Source organism: Serratia sp. MF1(2023), assembly GCF_030954545.1.
GTDB classification, from domain to species: Bacteria; Pseudomonadota; Gammaproteobacteria; order Enterobacterales; family Enterobacteriaceae; genus Serratia; species Serratia sarumanii.
The window spans coordinates 96,230-118,974 of record NZ_JAVHUX010000019.1 but is presented as its reverse complement, the minus strand read 5'-3'; the positions used below and the strand labels follow the sequence as shown (position 1 = coordinate 118,974).

At 60.2% G+C, this 22,745-nt stretch carries 27 protein-coding genes; 16 read left to right on the top strand and 11 right to left on the bottom strand.

What is annotated here, in order from left to right; genetic code table 11:
* The first annotated feature begins 6 nt into the window (after nt 1-6).
* The 4 genes from rsxG (at nt 7) to dtpA (ending at nt 4,091) form a co-directional block, all read left to right on the top strand.
* On the top strand, nt 7-636 hold the full coding sequence (rsxG, locus tag REA38_RS11450) for an electron transport complex subunit RsxG (RefSeq protein WP_308885876.1): 630 nt from the start codon (nt 7-9) through the stop codon (nt 634-636).
* Complete coding sequence (locus tag REA38_RS11445) at nt 633-1,331, top strand: electron transport complex subunit E (protein WP_308885875.1); 699 nt, start codon at nt 633-635, stop codon at nt 1,329-1,331. Before rsxG ends, REA38_RS11445 begins: the two co-directional genes overlap by 4 nt.
* Nucleotides 1,331-1,972, top strand: coding sequence for an endonuclease III (gene nth / locus REA38_RS11440; RefSeq protein ID WP_019455952.1), 642 nt, complete (start codon nt 1,331-1,333; stop codon nt 1,970-1,972). Before REA38_RS11445 ends, nth begins: the two co-directional genes overlap by 1 nt.
* Nucleotides 1,973-2,576: 604 nt before the next feature.
* Complete coding sequence (dtpA, locus tag REA38_RS11435) at nt 2,577-4,091, top strand: dipeptide/tripeptide permease DtpA (RefSeq protein WP_033638407.1); 1,515 nt, start codon at nt 2,577-2,579, stop codon at nt 4,089-4,091.
* A gap of 75 nt (nt 4,092-4,166) precedes the next feature.
* Here dtpA and REA38_RS11430 read toward each other — a convergent pair whose 3' ends face one another.
* Complete coding sequence (locus tag REA38_RS11430) at nt 4,167-6,260, bottom strand: prolyl oligopeptidase family serine peptidase (RefSeq protein ID WP_308885874.1); 2,094 nt, start codon at nt 6,258-6,260, stop codon at nt 4,167-4,169.
* A 194-nt stretch (nt 6,261-6,454) separates the two neighbouring features.
* Complete coding sequence (locus tag REA38_RS11425) at nt 6,455-7,018, bottom strand: helix-turn-helix domain-containing protein (RefSeq protein WP_033638405.1); 564 nt, start codon at nt 7,016-7,018, stop codon at nt 6,455-6,457.
* 115 nt (nt 7,019-7,133) lie between these two features.
* Between REA38_RS11425 and REA38_RS11420 the strand changes: the two genes are divergently transcribed.
* The 3 genes from REA38_RS11420 (at nt 7,134) to REA38_RS11410 (ending at nt 9,601) form a co-directional block, all read left to right on the top strand.
* Complete coding sequence (locus tag REA38_RS11420) at nt 7,134-8,321, top strand: benzoate/H(+) symporter BenE family transporter (protein ID WP_308885873.1); 1,188 nt, start codon at nt 7,134-7,136, stop codon at nt 8,319-8,321.
* An 86-nt stretch (nt 8,322-8,407) separates the two neighbouring features.
* A complete protein-coding gene (locus REA38_RS11415; protein WP_308885872.1) occupies nt 8,408-9,073 on the top strand; it encodes an O-methyltransferase in 666 nt (221 codons plus the stop codon).
* A 24-nt stretch (nt 9,074-9,097) separates the two neighbouring features.
* Nucleotides 9,098-9,601 (top strand): cupin domain-containing protein, encoded by a 504-nt coding sequence (locus REA38_RS11410; protein ID WP_048233594.1) that lies wholly within the window; start codon nt 9,098-9,100, stop codon nt 9,599-9,601.
* Here the strand turns inward: REA38_RS11410 and REA38_RS11405 are convergent.
* Nucleotides 9,566-10,420, bottom strand: coding sequence for an aminoglycoside phosphotransferase family protein (locus REA38_RS11405; RefSeq protein ID WP_159317960.1), 855 nt, complete (start codon nt 10,418-10,420; stop codon nt 9,566-9,568). The two genes, REA38_RS11410 and REA38_RS11405, sit on opposite strands and share 36 nt — an antisense overlap.
* A gap of 182 nt (nt 10,421-10,602) precedes the next feature.
* On the opposite strand from REA38_RS11405, the gene REA38_RS11400 reads away from it, so the two are divergent.
* A complete protein-coding gene (locus REA38_RS11400) occupies nt 10,603-10,983 on the top strand; it encodes a RidA family protein (protein WP_041037983.1) in 381 nt (126 codons plus the stop codon).
* A 7-nt stretch (nt 10,984-10,990) separates the two neighbouring features.
* Here REA38_RS11400 and REA38_RS11395 read toward each other — a convergent pair whose 3' ends face one another.
* Nucleotides 10,991-11,371, bottom strand: coding sequence for a nuclear transport factor 2 family protein (locus REA38_RS11395; protein WP_033638401.1), 381 nt, complete (start codon nt 11,369-11,371; stop codon nt 10,991-10,993).
* Between the two features lie 275 nt (nt 11,372-11,646).
* Here REA38_RS11395 and REA38_RS11390 point away from each other — a divergent pair, with 275 nt between their 5' ends.
* The gene (locus REA38_RS11390; RefSeq protein WP_004938382.1) at nt 11,647-11,916 is read left to right on the top strand and encodes a hypothetical protein; all 270 of its coding nucleotides are present in this window, start codon (nt 11,647-11,649) and stop codon (nt 11,914-11,916) included.
* Here the strand turns inward: REA38_RS11390 and REA38_RS11385 are convergent.
* Nucleotides 11,913-12,305, bottom strand: coding sequence for a nuclear transport factor 2 family protein (locus tag REA38_RS11385; protein ID WP_033638399.1), 393 nt, complete (start codon nt 12,303-12,305; stop codon nt 11,913-11,915). The two genes, REA38_RS11390 and REA38_RS11385, sit on opposite strands and share 4 nt — an antisense overlap.
* Nucleotides 12,306-12,554: 249 nt before the next feature.
* Here REA38_RS11385 and REA38_RS11380 point away from each other — a divergent pair, with 249 nt between their 5' ends.
* The 4 genes from REA38_RS11380 (at nt 12,555) to gstA (ending at nt 15,504) form a co-directional block, all read left to right on the top strand.
* Nucleotides 12,555-13,202 carry an HD domain-containing protein gene (locus tag REA38_RS11380; RefSeq protein ID WP_308885884.1) on the top strand — a complete coding sequence of 216 codons (648 nt, stop codon included), beginning with the start codon at nt 12,555-12,557 and terminating at the stop codon, nt 13,200-13,202.
* Between the two features lie 94 nt (nt 13,203-13,296).
* A complete protein-coding gene (locus tag REA38_RS11375) occupies nt 13,297-13,560 on the top strand; it encodes a DUF3811 domain-containing protein (RefSeq protein ID WP_308885871.1) in 264 nt (87 codons plus the stop codon).
* Nucleotides 13,561-13,921: 361 nt separating this feature from the next.
* Nucleotides 13,922-14,806 carry a 4-hydroxy-tetrahydrodipicolinate synthase gene (dapA, locus tag REA38_RS11370; protein ID WP_041034916.1) on the top strand — a complete coding sequence of 295 codons (885 nt, stop codon included), beginning with the start codon at nt 13,922-13,924 and terminating at the stop codon, nt 14,804-14,806.
* 92 nt (nt 14,807-14,898) lie between these two features.
* Nucleotides 14,899-15,504, top strand: coding sequence for a glutathione transferase GstA (gene gstA / locus REA38_RS11365; RefSeq protein WP_308885870.1), 606 nt, complete (start codon nt 14,899-14,901; stop codon nt 15,502-15,504).
* 39 nt (nt 15,505-15,543) lie between these two features.
* On the opposite strand, the gene pdxY is transcribed toward gstA, so the two are convergent.
* From pdxY to anmK, 5 genes are all read right to left on the bottom strand, one after another.
* On the bottom strand, nt 15,544-16,404 hold the full coding sequence (gene pdxY, locus REA38_RS11360) for a pyridoxal kinase PdxY (protein WP_060420856.1): 861 nt from the start codon (nt 16,402-16,404) through the stop codon (nt 15,544-15,546).
* Nucleotides 16,405-16,487: 83 nt separating this feature from the next.
* The gene (gene tyrS, locus REA38_RS11355) at nt 16,488-17,762 is read right to left on the bottom strand and encodes a tyrosine--tRNA ligase (RefSeq protein WP_033648189.1); all 1,275 of its coding nucleotides are present in this window, start codon (nt 17,760-17,762) and stop codon (nt 16,488-16,490) included.
* A gap of 138 nt (nt 17,763-17,900) precedes the next feature.
* A complete protein-coding gene (pdxH, locus tag REA38_RS11350) occupies nt 17,901-18,554 on the bottom strand; it encodes a pyridoxamine 5'-phosphate oxidase (protein ID WP_033648477.1) in 654 nt (217 codons plus the stop codon).
* A gap of 89 nt (nt 18,555-18,643) precedes the next feature.
* A complete protein-coding gene (locus REA38_RS11345; protein ID WP_033648188.1) occupies nt 18,644-18,946 on the bottom strand; it encodes an MliC family protein in 303 nt (100 codons plus the stop codon).
* A gap of 45 nt (nt 18,947-18,991) precedes the next feature.
* Complete coding sequence (anmK, locus tag REA38_RS11340) at nt 18,992-20,113, bottom strand: anhydro-N-acetylmuramic acid kinase (RefSeq protein ID WP_033638392.1); 1,122 nt, start codon at nt 20,111-20,113, stop codon at nt 18,992-18,994.
* Nucleotides 20,114-20,472: 359 nt separating this feature from the next.
* On the opposite strand from anmK, the gene REA38_RS11335 reads away from it, so the two are divergent.
* Nucleotides 20,473-20,937 (top strand): glycine zipper 2TM domain-containing protein, encoded by a 465-nt coding sequence (locus REA38_RS11335; protein WP_033638390.1) that lies wholly within the window; start codon nt 20,473-20,475, stop codon nt 20,935-20,937.
* Nucleotides 20,938-21,029: 92 nt separating this feature from the next.
* Here REA38_RS11335 and slyA read toward each other — a convergent pair whose 3' ends face one another.
* The gene (gene slyA, locus REA38_RS11330) at nt 21,030-21,461 is read right to left on the bottom strand and encodes a transcriptional regulator SlyA (RefSeq protein WP_004931301.1); all 432 of its coding nucleotides are present in this window, start codon (nt 21,459-21,461) and stop codon (nt 21,030-21,032) included.
* A gap of 180 nt (nt 21,462-21,641) precedes the next feature.
* Between slyA and REA38_RS11325 the strand changes: the two genes are divergently transcribed.
* Nucleotides 21,642-21,878 carry a DUF1656 domain-containing protein gene (locus REA38_RS11325; RefSeq protein WP_049234481.1) on the top strand — a complete coding sequence of 79 codons (237 nt, stop codon included), beginning with the start codon at nt 21,642-21,644 and terminating at the stop codon, nt 21,876-21,878.
* 3 nt (nt 21,879-21,881) lie between these two features.
* Nucleotides 21,882-22,745 (top strand): HlyD family secretion protein, encoded by an 864-nt coding sequence (locus REA38_RS11320; protein ID WP_004931305.1) that lies wholly within the window; start codon nt 21,882-21,884, stop codon nt 22,743-22,745.

Genomic DNA, 22,745 nt, shown 5'->3' with positions numbered 1-22,745 from the left:
GCCGCCATGCTGAATTCCATGAGAAAGCACGGCACCACGCTGGCGGTGTTCGCGGCGGTCACCACCGGCCTGACCGCCGTGGTCTATACCTTGACGAAAGGCACCATCGCCCATCAGGCGGCGCTGCAGCAAAAAGCGCTGCTCGATCAGGTGGTGCCGCCGGAAAACTACGGCAACATTATGCAGAACGAATGCTTCCTGGTCAGCGATCCGGCGCTGGGCGATGGCGCGCCGCACCGCTTGTACCTGGCGCGCAAAAACGGGCAACCGACCGCCGCCGCGCTGGAAACCACCGCGCCGGACGGCTACTCTGGTGCCATCAAGCTGCTGGTCGGCGCCGACTTCAACGGCACGGTGCTCGGCACCCGCGTGATTGAACACCACGAAACACCGGGGCTGGGGGACAAAATCGAACTGCGCATTTCCGACTGGATTTCCTTCTTCAGCGGCAAGAAAATCGAAGGCCCGGACGATAAGCGCTGGGCGGTGAAGAAAGACGGCGGTATGTTCGATCAGTTCACCGGCGCCACCATTACACCGCGTGCGGTGGTCAATGCAGTGCGCCGCACGGCGTTGTATATGGAAACGCTGCCGCCTAAACTTGAAAGCTTACCTGCGTGTGGAGCCGCCGAATGAGTGAAGCCAAAGAATTGATCGTCCAGGGGTTGTGGAAGAACAACTCCGCCCTGGTGCAGCTGCTGGGCATGTGCCCGCTGCTGGCGGTGACCTCCACCGTCACCAACGCGCTCGGCCTGGGGTTGGCCACCACCCTGGTTTTGGTCTTGACCAACGCCTCGATTTCCGCGGTGCGCCGCTGGGTGCCGAGCGAAGTGCGTATTCCGATCTACGTGATGATCATCGCCGCGGTGGTGAGCATCGTGCAGATGCTGATCAACGCCTATGCCTTCGGTTTGTATCAGTCGCTCGGGATCTTTATTCCGTTGATCGTGACCAACTGCATCGTGGTCGGCCGTGCCGAAGCGGTGGCGGCGCGAAAACCGGTCGGCCTCTCGGCGCTGGACGGTCTGGCAATCGGCCTCGGCGCCACCGGCGTGATGGTGACGCTGGGCTCGATGCGAGAACTGTTGGGCAATGGCACGCTGTTCGATGGCGCCGACCAGCTGCTGGGCAGCTGGGCCAAGTCGCTGCGCATCGAAGTGGTGCATTTCGACAGCCCCTTCCTGCTGGCCATGTTGCCGCCGGGCGCCTTTATCGGCCTGGGGCTGCTGCTGGCGGTCAAGTATCTGATCGACGAAAAAATGAAGGCGCGCAAAGCCCGCGCCGTGGCGGTGGAACCGCTGCTGGAACAAGGACGTGCTGAGAAGGCCTGATGAACAAGCAGAAGCGACTGGAAATTCTGACCCGGCTGCGCGACAACAACCCGCACCCGACCACCGAGCTGGTGTACACTACGCCGTTTGAACTGCTGATCGCGGTATTGCTGTCCGCACAGGCCACCGACGTCAGCGTCAACAAGGCGACCGCCAAGCTTTATCCGGTCGCCAACACCCCCGCCGCCATGCTGGCGCTGGGGGTTGATGGCGTCAAGGAGTACATCAAGACCATTGGCCTGTTCAACAGCAAGGCCGAAAACGTGATCAAAACCTGCCGCATGCTGCTGGAGCTGCACGGCGGCGAAGTGCCGGAAGATCGCGCCGCGCTGGAAGCGCTGCCGGGCGTCGGCCGCAAGACCGCCAACGTGGTGCTCAATACCGCCTTCGGCTGGGCGACCATCGCCGTGGACACCCACATCTTCCGGGTGTGCAACCGCACTCACTTCGCGCCAGGCAAGAACGTCGATCAGGTGGAAGAGAAGCTGTTGAAGGTGGTGCCCGCCGAATTCAAGGTCGATTGCCACCACTGGCTGATCCTGCACGGCCGCTATACCTGCATCGCGCGCAAACCGCGCTGTGGCTCCTGCATTATCGAAGACCTGTGCGAGTATAAAGAAAAGGTTTATCCGGAATCCTGAGTCTATTGGGTGCGGCAAACCGCACCCGTCGCCACCTCTCCCCCCGCCAGCGCCTCTTTTTTATCGGAAATGTGATATCGCGCAGCAGTAACCCCGGCAATTTCGAGGTTTTCAGTGAAAAACTCAGTGCCGTGTTATTTTCAAGCGAAAAATTAGTCGAAAATTGCGGTGAACGTCACGCTTTCAGGATCACAAGGCGTTCACAAATGCCAGTACCGTTTTCCCAAATTTCTATAATTTTACAAAACGCGCCATATACACAACATTCCAACGGATTAATAACCTCACCTACACGGATGCGCTAAAAAATAGCAATTCAGCAGAATATATCCCTGTTTAAAATTCGTATAGCTTTTAATCAAAACAAAAAATCGGCAAACCATTAAAACCCGAAAGTTAATACTGCATAACATTTGCAACATCGCGGCATAATCCTGTGGGCGTTAAATGTAACCGAATATGACAAACTGCTTGCCTCGTTGACAAAGATAGTGAACATTAACCGCCGTCCCCATCCTATAACAACGCAAAAGGATGCCGTTCCGCATCAACTTTTGTACTTTCCCGTCCTCCAAAGACGGGCTGCGAAAAAACAGAGGTACCAGTGTCAACAGCAAACAACCAACATCCGGAGAGCGTTAGCCTTAACGCGTTCAAACAACCGAAAGCGTTCTATCTGATCTTCTCGATCGAACTGTGGGAGCGTTTCGGCTACTACGGCCTGCAGGGCATCATGGCGGTTTATCTGGTCAAGATGCTCGGCATGAGCGAAGCCGACTCCATCACCCTGTTCTCTTCCTTCAGCGCCCTGGTATACGGTTTCGTCGCCATCGGCGGCTGGCTGGGCGACAAAGTGCTGGGCGCCAAACGCGTGATCGTGCTCGGCGCGCTGGTGCTGGCCGCCGGTTACGCCATGGTGGCTTACTCCGGCCACGACATCTTCTGGGTCTACATGGGCATGGCGACCATCGCCGTGGGCAGCGGTCTGTTCAAGGCCAACCCGTCCTCTCTGTTGTCCACCTGCTATGAGAAAGACGATCCGCGTCTCGACGGTGCCTTCACCATGTATTACATGTCGGTGAACATCGGCTCCTTCTTCTCTATGCTGGCCACTCCGTGGCTGGCGGCGAAATACGGCTGGAGCGTGGCGTTCTCGCTGAGCGTGGTCGGCATGCTGATCACCCTGGTCAACTTTATGATGTGCCGCAAGTGGGTGAAGGAAAACGGTTCCAAGCCTGACTTCAAGCCGCTGCATCTGCCGAAACTGCTGATGGTGCTGGTCGGCATCGTGGCGTTGATCGCCGTGTCCAGCTGGCTGCTGCACAACCAGGTGATCGCGCGCTGGGCGCTGGCCCTGGTTTCCGCCGGCATCGTTCTGGTGTTCGCCAAGGAAACCTTCGCCCTGCACGGCGCCGCTCGCCGCAAGATGATCGTCGCCTTCCTGCTGATGCTGGAAGCGGTGGTGTTCTTCGTGCTGTACAGCCAGATGCCAACCTCGCTGAACTTCTTCGCCATCCACAACGTGGAACACAGCATCTTCGGCGTCGCCTTCGAGCCGGAGCAGTATCAGGCGCTGAACCCATTCTGGATCATGCTCGCCAGCCCGATTCTGGCGGCGCTGTATAACAAAATGGGCGATCGCCTGCCGATGCCGCACAAGTTCGCTTTCGGCATGATCCTCTGCTCCTGCGCCTTCCTGGTGCTGCCGTGGGGCGCCAGCTTCGCCAACGAACAGGGCATCGTGTCGGTCAACTGGCTGATCCTGAGCTACGCGCTGCAGAGCATCGGCGAGCTGATGATTTCCGGCCTGGGTCTGGCGATGGTGGCGCAGCTGGTGCCGCAGCGCCTGATGGGCTTCATCATGGGCTCCTGGTTCCTGACCACCGCTGCCGCCGCGCTGATCGCCGGTAAGGTTGCCGGTCTGACCGCCGTCCCGAGCGACATCAACGACGCGCACGCTTCGCTGGCCATCTACAGCCATGTGTTTATGCAGATCGGTATCGTCACCGCCGTCATCGCTATCCTGATGATGCTGACCGCGCCGAAGCTGTATCGCATGACGCTGGACACTACCGAAGACGCCAATCAGAAAGCGCAGGAAGCCACCGCGGCTCGCTGATCGCCGGCAGATTGAGCGTAAATAAAAACACCGGGTTAACGCCCCGGTGTTTTTTTATGCCTGCAAGAAAAAGGCTTACGCTGACTTGAGTTTGCCGCTCAGGTTGGCCCACATGAACTCGCTCACCAATGCGCTGTGGAATGCCGCCTGTTGCTTGTCGGCGGCGGCGCTGTGCCCGCCTTCGGTATTCTCGTAGAAATAAGCCTGCTGATACCCCATCGCCTGCATGCGCGCCGCCATTTTGCGGGCGTGGGCCGGGTTGACCCGATCGTCGCTGGTCGCGGTATAGAACAGCACCGGCGGATAGGCCGTTTTCGCCTGAATGTTGTGGTACGGCGAGAAGGTTTTGATATAAGCCCACTGCTCCGGCTTGCTCGGGTCACCGTATTCGGCGATCCACGACGCGCCGGCGGAAAGCTGGGTATAGCGCTGCATGTCCAGCAGCGGCACTTCGCAGACGATGCAGCCGAACAGCTGTGGATACTGCGTCAGCATATTGCCCACCAACAGGCCGCCGTTGCTGCCGCCGCGCGCCCCCAGATGCGGCGCCGAGGTCACCTTGCGTGCGATGAGATCTTCGGCCACGGCGGCGAAATCCTCGTAGGCGCGATGGCGATTCTGCTTGAGCGCCGCCTGGTGCCAGGCCGGGCCGTATTCGCCGCCGCCGCGGATGTTGGCCACCACGTACACCCCGCCGCGCTCCAGCCAGGCCGGCGCCTTGCCGCCGAGATAGCCCGGCAGCAGCGGCACTTCAAACCCGCCGTAGCCATACAGCAGCGTCGGCGTGCTGCCGCCCGATTTGAGATCTTTGGCGGCAATCTGGAAATACGGCACGCGGGTACCGTCCTTGGAACGCGCAAAATGCTGGCTCACCTGGTAGCCTGACGCGTCAAAATCCTGCGGCGCCTGTTTCAGCAGCGTCGCCTCACCGCCGTCGAGATTGCCCATGTACAGCGAGGTCGGCTGCAGGAACCCGCTGACGGTCAGGAAATAGGCGTTGCTCTCTTCGTCGATGCCGCCGGCGGAAAGGGTGCTGATGGCGCCGGGGTTGCCCAGCGGGCGACGTTGCCAGCTGCCGCCCTTCGGCGTCAGCACTTCCAGCCGGTTGACCACGTTATCCATGATGCTGAGGATCAGATGATCGCGGGTGCCGCTGTAGCCGCTCAGCGCCTGCTCCGCCGTTGGGGTAAACAGCGGCTGCAGCTCGCGCTTGCCCGCCAGATAGTCATCGAAGTTGGCCGCCAGCAGCGCGCCGGACAGATAACGCTTGCCGCCCACCTCCCAGTCGCTGCTCGGTTTAATCAGCAGCCATTCACGGTGCGTATCCAGCTCGGCGTCGGCCGGGATGTCGATTTTGATCTGCCGGCCGTCCTTAGCCAGCAAGAAGTAGTCGCGGCGATAGAAATCCAGGCTGCGGCCGACGAAATCGCGCTCAAAGCCCGGCGTGCGATCGTGATAGGCGAAGACCGCCATGTCCTCAGGCTGCGCTTCGTACAGCGTTTCGGCGGCGCTCAGCGGCGTGCCGCGCCGCCAGCGTTTGGCGATGCGCGCGTAACCGGACTGGGTCATCGAGCCGGGGCCGAAATCGGTGGCGATGAACAGCGTGTCCCGATCGACCCAGGAAACCCGGCTTTTCGCCACCGGCACGTTGAAGCCGTCCTTGACGAAGCGTTTGGCCACCAGATCGAATTCGCGGATTTCGGTGGCGTCACCGCCGTCCGGCGACAGCTGCATCAGGCAATAGCGGTATTCCGGCGCCAGCGGCTGCGAGCCCTGATAAACCCAATCCTTGCCCTCCGCCTTGCCCAACGCATCGATATCCAGCACCGTTTCCCAGGCCGGTTTGGCCTTGCGGTACTCGTCCAGCGTGGTGCGCCGCAGCAGGCCGCGCGGGTTGGCCTGGTCCTGCCAGAAGTTGTAATAATACTCGCCGCGCTTGCTCACCCACGGGATCTGGGTGTCTTTATTGAGGATATCCAGCACCTCGCGCTCAATGCGCTGAAAGTCTTCGCCCTGGCCGAAACGCGCCACGGTGCGCTGATTTTCCTGCTGCACCCATTGCAGCGCTTTTTTACCCTGCAGCTCTTCCAGCCACAGGAATTCATCGCCGGCGGCCGCGCCGCCCTCCGCCGCCATCGCCAGGCGGATACTGTTGGGTAATGAAGTCATCGCGAATACGGCTCCTGCGGTTTGCGCACTGAGTTTAATAAACTGACGTCGATTGGTGACCGGCAAAATCAAGCTCCTTTTGAGTCGGCTGCAACGCCGCCCCGTCGTGGGCGACAGCCTGTGAAATAAGCGTCATTTTCAACAAGGTAGGCGTTTGGCGGCGCGGAGTCAAAGCCCACGGCCGCCGCGTTGAGTCAGGATTGAGGGTAGTGGATCAGATCGTGGATACGCACCGTTTGTGAACTGGCGTTGCGATAAGCGTGCGGCCGATCGGCCTGAAAGCGCATCGCCTCGCCGGCGGCCAGGCTGTGCCATTCGCCGTCTATCGCCAACTCCAACCGGCCGCTGATCACGATCACATGCTCGATCACGCCCGGCTCATGGGGCGACGACTCGCTGAGCGCGCCCGGCGCAAGATCGATGACGAACATATCGAAACCCAGTTGGCGATCGTAGGGAAACAGCGGCACCACGCGCATGTCGGCGTTGTCCTGATCGTACACCGGCAGATCGCCGTAGCGGTGCAGCGTCGCCTGCTGCTGCGCGGGGGAGGCTTCGAGAAAAGCGGAGAACGCCACGTTGAAACCGGTGGCGATCTTCCACAGCGTCGCCACCGTCGGGCTGGATTCGCCGCGTTCGATCTGCCCGAGCATCGCCTTGCTGACGCCGGTGTATTCCGCCGCCTGAGTCAGGCTCCAACCGCGCTGTGCGCGCAGCGTGCGAAGGGTGTGTGCCAAATGGCCGGCAAGTTCCTGCATCCAGTTCTCCTCTGCGTGTCGAGCCCGATTATACCCGCTTGTGCGCTATAGCGCACGGTGCTATGCTGATTTCTCAACGTGCGTTATAACGCACAATCACCGATTGGAGCCACTCATGCGCCCAGCCCTCTCCCTGCGCCATCTGACCCTGCCCGCCATCATGGCCGGCTTTGTCGCCGTTCTGGTGGGTTACACCAGCTCCGCCGCGATCATTTTCCAGGCCGCCGCCGCTGCGGGCGCCACGCCGGCGCAGATCGGCGGCTGGCTGAGCGCGCTGGGGATCGCGATGGGCGTCACCTCGCTCGGACTCTCGCTTTACTACCGTACCCCGATCCTCACCGCCTGGTCGACGCCCGGTGCGGCGCTGCTGGTCACCAGCCTGCCCGGCACGCCGATCAACGAGGCGATCGGCGTGTTTATCTTCGCTTCCGGTCTGATCCTGCTGTGCGGCGTCACCGGGCTGTTCGCCCGCCTGATGGACTACATTCCGCAGGCGATTTCCGCCGCGATGCTGGCGGGGATCCTGCTGCGTTTCGGCCTGGACGCCTTCGCTTCGCTGCAGCTCAATTTCCCTCTGAGCGCCGGCATGGGGCTGGCCTATCTGCTCAGCCGCCGTTATCAACCGCGCTACGCCATCGTGCTGACGCTGGCGGCCGGGCTGGCGATCGCCGCGCTGCAGGGCAATATCCAGCTGACGCAGCATGCGCCGGCGTTCGCCATGCCGGAATTTATCACGCCGCACTTCAGCTGGCCGACGCTGCTGGGCATCGGCGTACCCTTCTTCGTGGTGACCATGGCTTCGCAGAATGCGCCCGGCATCGCCACGCTGCAGGCGGCGGGCTACCGCGTGCCTACGTCACCGCTGATCGCCTGGACGGCGCTGACCGCGTTGCTGCTGGCGCCGTTCGGCGGCTTCTCGGTGTGCATCGCCGCGATCACCGCCGCCATCTGCATGGGGTCGGACGTGCATCCCGATCCGCAGCGACGCTATATGGGCGCGGTGGCCGCCGGCGGTTTCTACCTGCTGGCCGGGCTGTTCGGCGGCGCCATCGGCCTGCTGTTCAGCGCGTTGCCGGTCGCCCTGATCCACACCATCGCCGGGCTGGCGCTGCTCGGCACCATCGGCGGCAGCCTGCAACGCGCCCTGCATGATGAAAAGCAGCGCGACGCGGCGCTGATCGCCTTCCTCATCACCGCCTCCGGCGTCACGCTGCTCGGCATCGGTTCGGCCTTCTGGGGCATTGTCGGCGGCGCCATCGCCCACCTGCTGCTGTCGCTGCCGCGGCGAGGAACGGCAGCATAAAATGCCAACCGCACGCCGTGCATTGACAAGCACGGCGGTGACGCCTTCACTGGATGGGCACACTGCGATTTCCGCACGAGGCCCACATGAAAGAAAAGGAACAATGGCCCCAGGTCGATCGCTATATCGTAGACAGCCTGGTAGAACAAGACGATGCCCTGTTGCAGGCGCTGGCGACCAACGCCGCCGCCGGGCTGCCGGCGCATGATGTGGCACCGAATCAGGGCAAACTGCTGCAGCTGTTCGCCCGCATGGTTAACGCCAAACGCATTTTGGAAATCGGCACGTTGGGCGGCTACAGCACTATCTGGCTGGCGCGCGCGCTACCGGCGGATGGCAAATTGATCATGCTGGAAGCGGATGAAAGCCACGCCGCCGTCGCCCGCCGGAATATCACGCGCGCCGGTCTCGACGGCCTGGTTGAGCTGCGCGTCGGCCCCGCCATGACTCACCTGCCGACGCTGCACACCCTGGCCCCCTTTGATCTCATCTTCATCGACGCCGACAAACCCAGCAACCCCGATTACCTGCGTTGGGCGCTTAAACTCGCGCGCCCGGGCACGGTGATTATCGGTGACAACGTGGTGCGCGATGGCGCAGTCACCGACGCCGCCAGTACGGACGCCCGTGTACAAGGCGTGCGCGAGTTCTTCACGATGATGGCGCAGGAACCCCGTTTGACCGCCACCGCCTTGCAAACCGTGGGCAGCAAGGGCTGGGACGGATTTTCTCTGGCTATCGTCAATTTTTAAGTGACAATGTCACCAAGGAAGCCTATGACTGAGAAAGCCGCGCTGTTAGCTCAGCGCTTGATACGCAATGTCGAACGGGTAGATAAGCAACACGATCGGCGGCCGCCGCTGTATGACAGCGTCGGCGCTCGCCTCGGCACCGGCACCGCCGCCGACAAGCTGGGCGCCTCCTTCGATTGCGTGGCGCCGGGCATGCGTTCCTGCCCCTACCATTTTCACTACGCTCAGGAGGAAATGTTCATCATTCTGGAAGGCAGCGGTACGCTGCGGGTGGCCGGAGAAATGCTGCCGATCGTCAGCGGGGATGTCATCTTCATTCCGCCGGGCCCGGAATACCCGCACCAGATCATCAATACCTCCGATGCGCCGCTGAAGTACCTGTCCGTCAGCACGCGCGAGCAGCCGGAGCTGGTAATGTACCCGGATTCCGGCAAATACCAGGCGATGGCGCGCAGCGCAGACGGCGAGCAGGTACGCTACCTGCAGCGCCCTTCAACCTCGCTCGATTACTGGCAGGATGAACCCTGAATCGCCGTCCGGGAGCGGGAGATCCAATGCGCGCGCCGCCAGCTCGGCCACGCGGAAGTCGATATCCGCCGCCTGCCCGTCTTCCATAAACCAGGCGGCAGAGAGCCCCGACCAGGCCAGGATCCATTGCAGCAAGCGCCGGCGCTCCAGCCCGGCCAAGCAACAGACCTGTTCCACGCGCCGCTGGAAAATGGCCGGGTCGGTGGCGATGCCGTAGTTGGGATTACAGAAGATATTGGCGTAATCGAAGCCCCGTTCGCCGTACAAACGCTTGGGATCGATCGCCAGCCAGCCGCGTTCGCCGAAGTCCAGCACGTTGTCATGGTGGATATCGCCGTGCAGCACGCTTTCTTCTCGCGGGCTGCTCAGCAGCTCCGCCGCCGTCGTGGCGCTGAGACGCAGCATGCCGCCGTGCGCCTGCGCCGCCGGCCACAGCGAGCTGAACCACTCCTGCAGCAGGATCAGCTCGGGCAACGGCGCGGCACGCGGCGCATGCAACGCGGCGATCGCCCGACAAAGGATCTGCGTGGCCTGCTCATCGTCGCCGTCACGCACCAGCTGCGCCAGCGAACCTTCACCCTGCGCGCGCTCCAGCAGAATACCGTCATCGTGCCACGCCAGCACCTGCGCGGCGCCTTCCCCGCGCCACCAGCACATCAGCTGGCCGCCGAAGCGCTCTTCCTGCTCGCGGGCGATCTTCAACATAGCCGCCTCGCCCCGGAAACGCACCGGCATCAGCAGGCTGCTGTGGGTTTCGAAGGCTTTGCCGTCCTGTTCCAGTTGCCAGCGTTGCAGGTAGGGAGTAAAAAGCGGGTTCATCGTCTCATGCGTCCTTGTGGCCGATCTGCGCCGCACTGTCACATTCTGGTGAGAGAGGGCGTATAAAATAAAGAAGGATGATACTCTCAAATATCATCGGTGCGCGGCGTCTGGCCGCCGTTTCCTCAGTATCCTAACCAAGTTTGTCGATTTTATTAACCGGTCTTGCGCGGGGTTTGATCATGACATCATTAAAACGCACGAATTATCCGCAGTTGCCTACGCCGGGCGGCCCCTATGTGCATGCGGTGCGCCACGGCGATCGCCTGTACGTGTCGGGATTGACGGCCTTCGCCACCGACGCGCAAGGCTTGAGCGCGCCGGAGCAAACGCAGGAGATCCTCGAGCAGTTAGCCACTATCGCCGCCAGCGAAGGCGTTAATCTTAAAGCGTTGATTAAAATCAGCGTGTTCCTGACCGACATCGCCGATCTGGCGGGCGTGCGCCCGGTGCTGTTTGACTATTTCGATGGCGCGCTGCCGGCCTGTTCACTGATGGCGGTCAGCGCGTTGTTTTCACCGCAGGTGTGCGTAGAGATAGAAGCGGTGATGGCGTTGCAATAATGCGCGGCTAGAGCGCGCCCTCATCCGGCACGCAGGGGCCGATCTTGAACCAGGCTTTGGCGATCCGCCCCTGTTCCACTTCGTAAATGGCGATGACATCCATTTTGCCGCGCCCCTGCGGGAAGTTGCGCGTCACCACTTCCTGATCGACCACCATGTTCCCCACCGCCATGCGTTTTATCCGTTCACCGTACAGACTCGGCTCCTGGAAACGCACCAGATGCCGTTCGCGGATCGCCGCCTTGCCGCTGGCCAGCAGCGTGTCGGGATGCTCGTAATACTGCGCGTCGTCCGCCCAGCAGGCCATGAAGGCGTCGATGTCGCGGGCGTTATAGGCGTCAAGCTGTTGCTGAACCACATCCTGCGGGCGTGCCGTTTTATCGTTCATCACATCCTCCTGCTGAAGTTAACCGCCGCATGTATCGAACCCATCACGTTAACCGCCCGGTGCTGCAGCTTGATGACACGGCGAATTTTGAATAAAAACCCAAAAATAGCGAATAAATAACCTACCACGCCCAATGGACAATTCAAGCGTCCGGCATAAATTTTCTGCCCCGCGCCAGCGGCGGGGAAAACCGCATGGCACCGCGCGTTAATCTTTGCGGCGGTTAGGGAAATTCTGCTAATTTAGCGTGAACAGCCTGATGATAACGAAACGCTATGCAGCAAAAACCGGTGTTGGACGAAGCCAGACAGTTAAAGCGACTCAACGCTGCCACGCGGCGTCAATCCCATATGTATAAATGGATCGCGCTGATTGCGGCGCTGGATGCGCTGCTGGTGTTTTGGTATGACCGGGATATGCGCAACGTCACCTTCTCGGGAGCGGTTGCGCTGGTGTGCGGCTATCTGTGGATCCGCGATCGCAACAAGGCCCGGGGTTACCGGCGCGAGTTCGACCGCAAATTCGGCAAGCGCAGCGGCGATTAAGGCTGCATCGCTTCCAGCACTTTGGCGCTGTCGACGATCTGCACGAACTTCACGATTTTGCCGCCGCGCAGCGTATAAATATGCGCAAAAGAGGCGCTGAAGGATTTGCCGGTGGCCCGGTAGGTGCCGTGATAAAAACCTTGCGCGATCACATTGTCGCCGGCGTCGTAAAAGTGGTCGACGTCGGCGCGGTAACCTTGCCATTCGCTGCCCAGGCGCTGATGCACGTTCTTGATGATATTTTCCGGGCCGATATAGGTACCGGCGTAGGGGAAACCGGCAGCTTCGGTCCACTCGGCATCGGGGGCCAGCGCCGCCAGCAGATTACGGCCGTTTTCTTCGGAGCTGCCTTCATAGGTTGCGCGCACTATTTCAAGAGGGGTTGGCATATCTCTTCTCCCATGGCTGATGAGGATATTCCGGCCATCTCCGCGGACACAGGCTCTCACCAAGCGGAGACGGCGGAATACGGCTATTCTAGGTTGCTTGTTTCGCTGCAAAAACCGCAGTTATGACAATAGTGGGTTGCACTTTAGTAAACAATAGCCGTTTTTCTGTCATTCTCCCGGCATCCGGCGCGGCTATGCTGATTGACCGATTTCCCCCAACAGGAGCTGAACGTGTCTTTACCCTCGCTGATGCAAGAGCTGTTACAACCTTTTTCCCCCTATCAGGCACTGGCGCAAACGCTGCTGCCGCTCACCCTCGAGTCGGACGATGGTTCGCATGACGTGGCGCATCTGCACCGGGTCTGGAAGAACTGCCGCCGGATCAGCAAGCTGGAAGGCGGCGACCGGCGCATTCTCTGTGCGGCGGTGCTGCTGCACGACGCCGTCGCGGTGGAAAAGAATTCGCCGCAGCGCCATCTGGCCTCACGCATGGCGGCGGAGCAAGCCACGCTGACGCTGACCCGGCTGGAATGGGCGCCGGCGGATATCGCGGCGGTGGCTCACGCCATCGAAGCGCACAGTTTTTCCGCCGGCATCCCACCGCAAACGCTGGAGGCGAAGATCCTGCAGGATGCCGACCGCCTCGACGCCATCGGCCTGATCGGCGTGGCGCGCTGCTTCTATATCGGCGGCCGCATGCGCAGCGCGCTGTACGACGCCGCCGACCCGCGGGCCGAACATCGCCAATACGACGACAAGCGTTTCAGCCTGGATCACTTCGAAACCAAGCTGTTCAAACTGCAAGACGGCTTCCAGACCGCCGCCGGGCGGCACATGGCCGAACTGCGCACCGAACGCATGCGGCGCTTTGTCGACGATCTGCTGGAAGAGGTGTAATGCCGGCTTACCGCGCATTTCGTTATGCCCATAACATTTTCGGTCACATAACGCCGCTAAACTGTAGGTCAACTTCACCGAACGGGCGGCACAGATGAAAAAGTTGACGTTGAAAGAGATGACGGAAAGCGAACAGCGGGAAGTGAAAACCGAACTGGACAAGGCGCGCAAGAGCCACGGCAGGCCGCTGACCAACGCCGAACAGCACAAGGTCAAGGATGAAGTGGTGGCGCGCATCATGGCCGTCAGAGCGAAGCTCGCCAAGGCGGAGCGTGCAGAACGCAAGGCCAACCGCTATCGGCCGAGCGGCGACACCTTCAGTTGGTCCGCCACCATCGGCTCCCGCCCGCCGCGCTGAACCAGCCAAACTCTCCCCGCCGCTGCGGGGATTTTTATTTATTAGCCAAACTCATCCTCGCTACCGAATCATGAATAACAATGTTATCAATCTGTTGTAAATTGACAGCCTGATGAAGAATATTCATTATCACCCCACTTCCCCTTTTCACGAGACCGCCATGGCCTACCCACGCAACGCCGACTTTCTGATAACACCTGCGTTGCCCGTTGGCGATTTGGCGGCGGTTAAATCGAAGAAACAGACGCTCATTTGACCGGGGCGAGCTGTCCCGTCAGATGAGCTGACTGGATGGCGCGCAACGCCCCGCCTTCAATTTTCTCATCTGGCTTCTCTGTCGGTCACACAGAAGGAATATTTTATGGCCTCATTTTCGGGTATTTGGGTGGCGATGGTTACCCCTTTCAATCACGATGCCGTCGATTTGCCGGCGGTGAAACGCCTGGCGCGGCACCTGCTCGACGCCGGCATCGATGGCCTGGTGGTCTGCGGCTCCACCGGTGAAGCCGCCGCGCTGAGCAAAGAAGAACAGCTGGCGGTGCTCGACGCCGTGCTGGAAGTGGCGCCCGCACACCAGGTCGTGATGGGCCTTTCCGGCAATAACATGGCCGCCACGCTGCAGATGCAGCAGGCCATTCAGCTGCGCGACATCGCCGGCGTGCTGATCCCGGCACCTTACTACATTCGCCCTTCGCAATGCGGCCTGATCGATTATTTCACCCAGTTGGCCGACGCCTCCAGCGTGCCGGTGATCCTGTACAACATTCCGCAGCGCACCGGCATCGCCATGGAGCTGGCCACATTGCGCCGGCTCGCGCGCCATCCGCGCATCACCGCCATCAAGGACTGCGGCGGCAATCCTGACGCCACCATGGCGCTGATCGCCGACGGCGAAATCGATGTGATGACCGGGGAAGACAATCTGATCCTCACCACGCTGTGCCTCGGCGGCACCGGTGCCATCTCCGCCGCCGCGCATGTTCACCCGGAACGTTTCGTGCAGCTGGTGCAGCAGGTCGCCGCCGGCGATTTGGCCGCGGCGCGCAGCAACTTCTATGAGCTGCTGCCGATGATCCACCAGATGTTCAGCTTCCCGAATCCGGCGCCGGTCAAGACGGTGCTGGCTCAGCAGGGGCTGATCGCCAACGAGCTGCGCTCGCCGATGCAGGTAGCGCCGCAGGCGTTGCAACAGCAGATCGCCGCAACGCTGACGCAGCTGCAGCCCGCCGAGGCGATCATCGGTTAAATTTGTTAGCTAAGCCGCTGTAATTTTGGCGCTATGGGACTACGATGAGAGGTTAAGCATGCCCGTCATTCGTCATCAACAAGGAGCTTCCGATGAAACTGTTCTATAAAGCCGGCGCCTGTTCGCTGTCCCCGCATATCGTGCTGCGTGAGGCAGGGCTGGATTTTACGGCGGAGAAGGTCGATCTGGCGCAGAAGAAGACCGAGAGCGGCGCCGATTACCTCGCCATCAACCCCAAGGGACAGGTACCGGCGCTGCTGCTGGATGACGGCAGCCTGCTGACAGAAGGCGTGGCGATCGTGCAATACCTGGCGGACCGCGTGCCCGATCGCAACCTGATCCCGGCGGCGGGCACCCTGTCGCGCTACCACGCGATCGAATGGCTGAACTACATCGCCACCGAACTGCACAAAGGGTTCAGCCCGCTGTTCAACCCGAAAACGCCCGAGGAATACCAAACCATCGCGCGCGCCAAGCTGGAGCAGCAGTTCAGCTATCTGGATTCGGTGCTGACGAAGCAGCACTTCCTGTTGGGAAGCCGTTTCAGCGTAGCCGACGCCTACCTGTTCACCGTGTTGCGTTGGGCGTTCGCCCTGCAGTTCGACGTGCGCAAGCACGCCCATCTGGCGGCCTGGTTCGATCGCGTTGCGGCGCGCCCGGCGGTAGATGCGGCGCTGAACGCCGAAGGATTGAAGTAAAGTTTCAGCCCCGGCGGCTGTCGCCGGGGCTCGATGCACTTACAGCTTTACCGCTTTGAATTCGCTGAGCGGCTGCACGATCCGATCCTGCGCCGCCACCACCTGCAGTTCGTATTCGCCCATCTCCTGCGTGGTCAGCATCACCTCATACACGGCGGCGGTCACGTGCTCCAGCGCTTTGTCCAGCGCCTCGCCCTTCAGCAGATCCACCAGCAGCAGACCGCTGGTCAAATCACCGACGCCAACCGGTTGACGCGCGCCGAAGTCCACCAGCGGCCGGCTGATGTGCCAGGCCTCGTCCGCCGTCACCAGCAGCATTTCGAAGCAGTCGGCGTGATAGCCGGCGCGGGCCAGGTGCTTGACCAGCACCAGCCGCGGCCCCTTGGCGATCAGCACGCGGGCGGCCTGCACCGCGTCGGCCACGTTGGCGACGGCCATCTGGCTCAGCATCTCCAACTCCAGCAGGTTCGGCGCCACCATGTCGCTGCACGGCAGCGCCTGGCGGCAGTGAAACTCGGCCACGCCCGGCGCCACGATGCAGCCCTTTTCAGGATGCCCCATCACCGGATCGCAGAAATACCAGGCGTTCGGGTTCGCCTGCTTAACCTGACGCACGATCTCCAGAATATGGTCGCCCTGCTCCGGCGAACCGATATAACCGCTCAGCACGGCATCACAGCGTTGCAGCTGCTCGATATTGGCAATACCCTGCGCGATCTCGGTCAGGTGGCTGGCCGGCATGACGCAGCCGGTCCACTGGCCGTATTGCGTATGGTTGGAGAACTGCACCGTGTTCAGCGGCCAGACATTGACGCCCATGCGGCGCATCGGGAATTCAGCCGCACTGTTGCCGGCGTGACCAAACACCACGTGCGACTGGATAGAAAGAATGTTTTTCATCGACAGAACTCGTTCGGAATACCGCAGCCGGGCGGCTGCGCAAAAATAAAGGGGCCACCAGGGCCCCTTACCGTCATTATTCGTTACTGCCAATCCACCAGGCAGTAGTGTTTCTTGCCGCGGCGCAGCAGCGTGTAGCGGCCGAACAGACGGTCCGCATCGCTGAAGCGGTATTCGGCATCCGATTGTTTCTCGCCGTTGATGGTCACCGCGTTGGAGCCGATCATGGTGCGCGCCTGGCCGCGTGACGGCACCAGTTCGGCATTCACCAGCGCCTGCTGCAGATCGGCGTCGCGCTCCAGTTTAATGGTCGGCATGCCGTCCTGTGCCAGCTGGGCGAAGTCCGCTTCGGTCATGTCGTGCAGCGCGCCGGAGAACAGGCTCTGAGTGATGCGCTTGGCGGCCGCTAGGCCTTCCGCACCGTGCACCATGCCGGTCACTTCTTCCGCCAGCACGTACTGGGCGCGCGGCGCCTTGCCGCTGTTCTTGTCTTCTTCCTCCAGCGCGTTGATGTCTTCCAGGCTCATGAAGGTGAAGAACTTCAGGAAACGGTAAACGTCGGCGTCGGCGGTGTTGATCCAGAACTGGTAGAACTTGTACGGGCTGGTTTTTTCCGGCGCCAGCCAGACCGCGCCGCCTTCGGTTTTACCGAACTTGGTGCCGTCTGCTTTGGTGATCAACGGCACGGTCAGGCCGAACACCTGCTTCTGGTGCTGACGACGCGTCAGATCGATGCCTGAGGTGATGTTGCCCCACTGATCGGAACCGCCGATCTGCAGCTCCACCTGGTGGCGGTTATATAGCTCGGAGAAATCGTAGCCCTGCAGCAGGTTATAAGAGAACTCGGTGAAGGAGATGCCGGAGTCGTCGCGATTCAGGCGCTGCTTGACCGCTTCCTTGTTGATCATCTGGTTGACGGAAAAGTGCTTGCCGATGTCACGCAGGAAGGTCAGCACGTTCATGCCGCCGAACCAGTCGTAGTTGTTGGCCGCGATAGCGCTGTTGCTGCCGCAGTCGAAATCGAGGAACGGGGAAACCTGCTTGCGGATCTTCTCGACCCACTCGTTCACCGTATCGGTGGTGTTCAGCTTGCGCTCCGCCGCTTTGAAGCTCGGATCGCCGATGAGGCCAGTGGCGCCGCCCACCAGTGCTACCGGCTTGTGGCCGGCCAGCTGGAAGCGCTTCAGGCACAACAGAGGAACCAGATGGCCCAAATGCAAGCTGTCAGCGGTCGGATCGAAACCGCAATACAGTGCAATTGGCCCTTGCGCCAGTCGCTCCGCTAACGCTTCCTCATCCGTAACCTGGGCAACGAGGCCCCGCTCTTGCAGTTGTTTAATCAAGTTGCTGCTTGCCATCAATGACTCCATGTATAAACGAATGCACCTTTGCCGGTACACGGCCTTTCGCCCAGTGGCGAAATAAAAATTCAGGGTAGCGCATAGAATAAAGCGCCGGCGGCGTCAGCACCAGCGCTTAGAGGGGATTTTCCGTCTTCAGGGTGCCAGTCGGTCAATTTTCCAGTCATTCCCGTCCCGCTGATACAGGAAACGGTCATGCAGGCGATGGGCGCCGCCCTGCCAGAACTCGACGGAGTCAAATTTCACGCGGAATCCGCCCCAGAAACTCGGCAATGGCACCTCGCCCTGCTGGAACTTCTGCTTCAGCTCAAGGAATTTGCTTTCCAGCACGCCGCGCGCGGAAATGCGCGACGACTGCTGCGACACCCAGGCGCCGATCTGGCTGTCTTTCGGCCGGCTGTTGAAATACTTCAGCACTTCGAGGGTCGACAGGCGCTCCGCCTGCCCGAGGAAAATCACCTGGCGATCGAGCATGTGCCAGGGGAACAGCAGGCTGATATGCGGGTTGTGCGCCAGCTGCTGCGCCTTGCGGCTGCCGAGGTTGGTGTAGAACACCAGCCCCTGCTCATCGAAATGCTTCAGCAGCACGATGCGTTGATAAGGCTGGCCGTGTTCGTCGACGGTCGCGACGCACATGGCGGTGGGATCGGCCAGGCGCGCGTCGCAGGCCTGTTTCAACCAACGCTCGAACAGTTCGAGCGGGTTGGCGGTCAGATCGTTGCGGCGCAGGCCGCCTCGGGTGTATTCACGGCGCAGGTCCGCAACATCAAACTCACTCTTTTCAATCATCTGGGTTATCGACCAACTGAAAAAATCCGTCGTTACATTCTGCGCCTGCGGCGTCAGGAACTCAATCGCTCCGACGCCGCCGTCGACCTTCACTCCGTCAACACGCAGTCGCTCATGACTACCTTGCCGTTGCGCTCAAGATAGGCGTTACTGTCTTTCGACCAAAAAGTGTATTTGCCGTCGCTGTATTTGGCGCCGGTCAACGCCAGCACCTGCTTGAGATGCAGCTGTTCGCCGTCCATCAGCAGGCTGACTTCGCTCGCCTTGCCGTCAAGCGCCACCGTCAGCGGCGTGGTGCCGCACTGGTAGTGCATCGTCTGGCTGCTTTGCGGCAGGATGTAGCTGCAGCCGGACAGCGCCAGCGCGCCGGCGACGAAAATGACTTTTTTCATGCTGTTGCTCCTTAGAAAAATCCTTCACAGGCTATCCTAACAGAGCTAACGGGCCCCCAATGGCAAAACCGGATAAATCCCACCCAACACCGTTTCACGGCTGGCGCCGGTCACCGAAGGCAGATTGCCGGCCTGGCCGGACAACGTGCGGAAGGCCAGCCAGGCAAAGGCCAGCGCCTCCATGTCGTCGCCGCTGACGCCAAAATCGTCGGTCAGCCCGACCTCCGTGCCCGGCAGCAGCGCCGACAGGCGCGCCATCAGCAGCGTGTTGCGCGCCCCGCCGCCGCAGACCAACAGGCGCTCGCACCCGCCGGCCAGCAATACCTGCTCGCTGATGCTGACAGCGGTCAGCTCCGTGAGCGTGGCCTGCACGTCGACCGGCGCAATCGCCGGCAATCCGGCCAGCTGCCGCTCCAGCCAGGCGATATTGAAATACTCGCGGCCGGTGCTTTTCGGCGCCGGCAGCGCGAAGTACGGATCCGCCAGCATCTGCTGCAACAGCGGCAAGCAGACTCGCCCCTGCATCGCCCAGCCGCCGTCCTGATCGTAAGGCTGCGCGCGGTGGCGCCATACCCAGGCGTCCATCAGCATGTTGCCCGGCCCGGTATCGAAACCGCGCACCGGCGTACCGGGCAACAGCAGAGAAAGGTTGGCGATGCCGCCGACGTTCAGCACCATGCGCCGCTCGACGGGATGCCCCAGCAGCGCCTGATGAAACGCCGGCACCAGCGGCGCGCCCTGCCCGCCGTAGGCCATGTCGCGCCGGCGGAAATCGCCGACGGTGGTGATATCGGTCAGCGCGGCGATGCGGTTGTTATCACCGAGCTGCATCGAGAAACGCGCGTCACCCTCCGGTTCGTGCCACACCGTCTGGCCGTGGCACCCGATGGCGGTGATCTGCTCAGCGCCGATGCCGGTTTGCTTCAGCAGGCCGAGCACCGCCTCGCCGAACAACGTGCCCAGTTGCGCGTCCAGCCGGCCGACGGCGGCCAACGTGGTTTGCTGCCCCTGGCACATGCCCAGGATCTCTTTTTTCAACGCCATCGGCATCGGATGGCTATAGCTGGCCTGCTGCGCCACCATGCGATCGTCGATCGCGGCCAATACCACATCGATTCCGTCCAGACTGGTGCCGGACATGACGCCTATATAGCGGCCTGACTTCATAGCAACATCCTCTAACCCGCGCGGTAAGCAAAATTCATCCTGACAAATAAACCAGAATTGCCGGATTAACGCCATGAATTATGATGCTTTTTTTACGGTTCGTGAGCCAGATACCCCCCGACGCCGCTGTGGCACGGGTTATGTGTTAAACCGTGCCATAACAGGCGACGGAATGTCGCCAAGGCTGTCATAAAGGTAAACCGCGGTTTATTATTGGTTGAACAGAGAAAAGTTAAGCTGCATGCAGCGATGAAGCATGGCGGTGTGTCAACTTTCAGCCATACTTTGTCTATCGTTTTCACTGAATCTTGCCTGGGGAGCATTACCAGGTTATGGACTACTACCATCAGGAGTTTTGTATGATCAAGCGTCTTCTCGTCGTTGCCGTCGCCGCCGTTACGCTGGCCGGCTGTGCCAATGAATCCATGTCCGGTGATGTCTACTCGTCCTCGCAGGCCAAGCAGGTGCAGAACGTCACCTACGGGACGCTGGTTTCCGTGCGTCCGGTTAAAATTCAGGGCGGCGAAGGCTCCAACGCCATGGGGATGATCGGCGGCGCGGTGATTGGCGGGCTGTTGGGCAACACCGTTGGCGGCGGCACCGGTCGTACGCTGGCTACCGCGGCGGGCGCTATCGCCGGCGGCGCGGCAGGTAACAGCATCGGTGAAGTGGCCGGCCGTACCTCCGGCTACGAGCTGGAGATCAAAACCGACCAGAAAGAAAACATCGTGGTGGTGCAGAAAGCGGGCGACACCAAGTTCAGCCCTGGCCAGCGCGTGCGCATGGCGCGCATGGGCGACACCATCACCGTTTCCCCGCTGTAAGCCAGCCGGCGACAAGCGGCAAACCGGAGGCAATCGCCTCCGGTTTTATTTCTGATGCTGTGAAACTGTAATCGTAGAAAATAAGAATATTATTATTTGTTCTGCAGTTCGGTGATATTTTGTTCTAACTTGCCAATCAGCCCTACCAACAGATGCACTTCGTCGGCGGTAATGCCGCTTAAAATCTCACTGCGCGTAGACGTGATCACACTGTCCACTTCCCTGATGATCGGATCGGCCGCTTCGGTCAGCTTGATGCGCTTCGCGCGGCGATCGTTGGCACAGGTGTGACGCGTGATCAGCCCTTTCTCCTCCAGTTGGTCCAGCGTACGGACCAGTGACGGTTGCTCGATACCGATCGCCTTGGCCAGCTGGATTTGCGACTGCTCCGGCGGCAAGCGATTGATATTGTGCAACGTGACCCAATGCGTTTGGGTCAGCTCCAACGGCTTGAGCCGATGATCGATGAGCGCGCGCCACACACGAACTAATCGTGCTAAATCTGAACCTAATGTTGACTCCACTTCCCCCTCCTTATAATTAGCATGCTAACATTACCTCCCAGAGCTTAGACTATTTTGGGTAACTCACATTAAAAACACAAATGTATATAATGTATATTGTGGAAATAGCCACTATTTTTAGCCGCTATTGTTTAATCGTTATGCAAATATTCAACATATTCACCCTTAGGGATTGTTAATGTGAATACATCATGGTTACACACCTCATCTCCCTTGCCCGATTTGGTCCTGGGAGCATCGCTTTATTTTCCACCTATATTTAAAGCTTTTTTACTAGGACTGCTCTTATGGCTGCTGATTCATCAGCTGCTGAGAGACTGGATGTATTCCGGTGAAATCTGGCATCCCATGTTGATGGACCTGTCCATTTTCGTTCTGACCGTCAGCGGTTCCTTATGGATTTTAGCGAGTTGGTAACCCATGCAGCATAAAACATTAAAATACTTCTCTACGGTGATCGTCTGCGCCATTGCCGTCTGCGCCGGTTGGTGGCTCTGGAATTATTATATGCAATCCCCATGGACCCGTGATGGAAAAGTGCGCGCCGAACTCGTCAATATCACCCCTGAAGTCTCTGGAAGATTAGAGAAAATAAGCGCGAATGACAATCAGTTCGTACCTGCGGGAAGTCTGATTTTTACCCTCGACCCGGTGCCCTACCAGATTGCGCTGGACAATGCCGAGGCCGCGGTGGCAAAAGCGCAATCCGATCTGGCCAAAGCGGACCACGAGGCTGCCCGCCGCCGCGGTTTACCGCGTAACGTTATTTCCGCTGAAGATTTGGACGAGTCAAATTTAGCCGCGCAGGCAATGAAGGCCGCCTATAAAGCCGCCCTGGCCAATCTGGAACAGGCCAAATGGAATTTGAGCAAAACCAAAATTTACGCGCCAACCGACGGTTATATCACCAACCTGCAGGCGCGGGTCGGGAACTACGCCAACGCCGGTACGCCGCTGGTGGCGTTGGTGGATGTGCATTCGTTTTATGTGCTCGGTTATTTCGAAGAAACCAAGCTGAAGCATATAAAAGAAGGCAATAAAGCGGACATCGTTTTATATAACGGCAACACGCCGCTACAGGGGGAAGTAGAGAGCATCGGCCGCGCCATTTACGATCAGAGCGTTGACAGCAGCAACGATCTATTAATGGACGTAAAGCCTAATGTTCCTTGGGTGCGTTTGGCTCAGCGCGTGCCGGTACGGATAAAATTGCTCAACGTGCCCGCCGATTTGACGCTGGTCGCCGGCACCACCTGCACCATTTCGATTCATCAGCGGAACTAA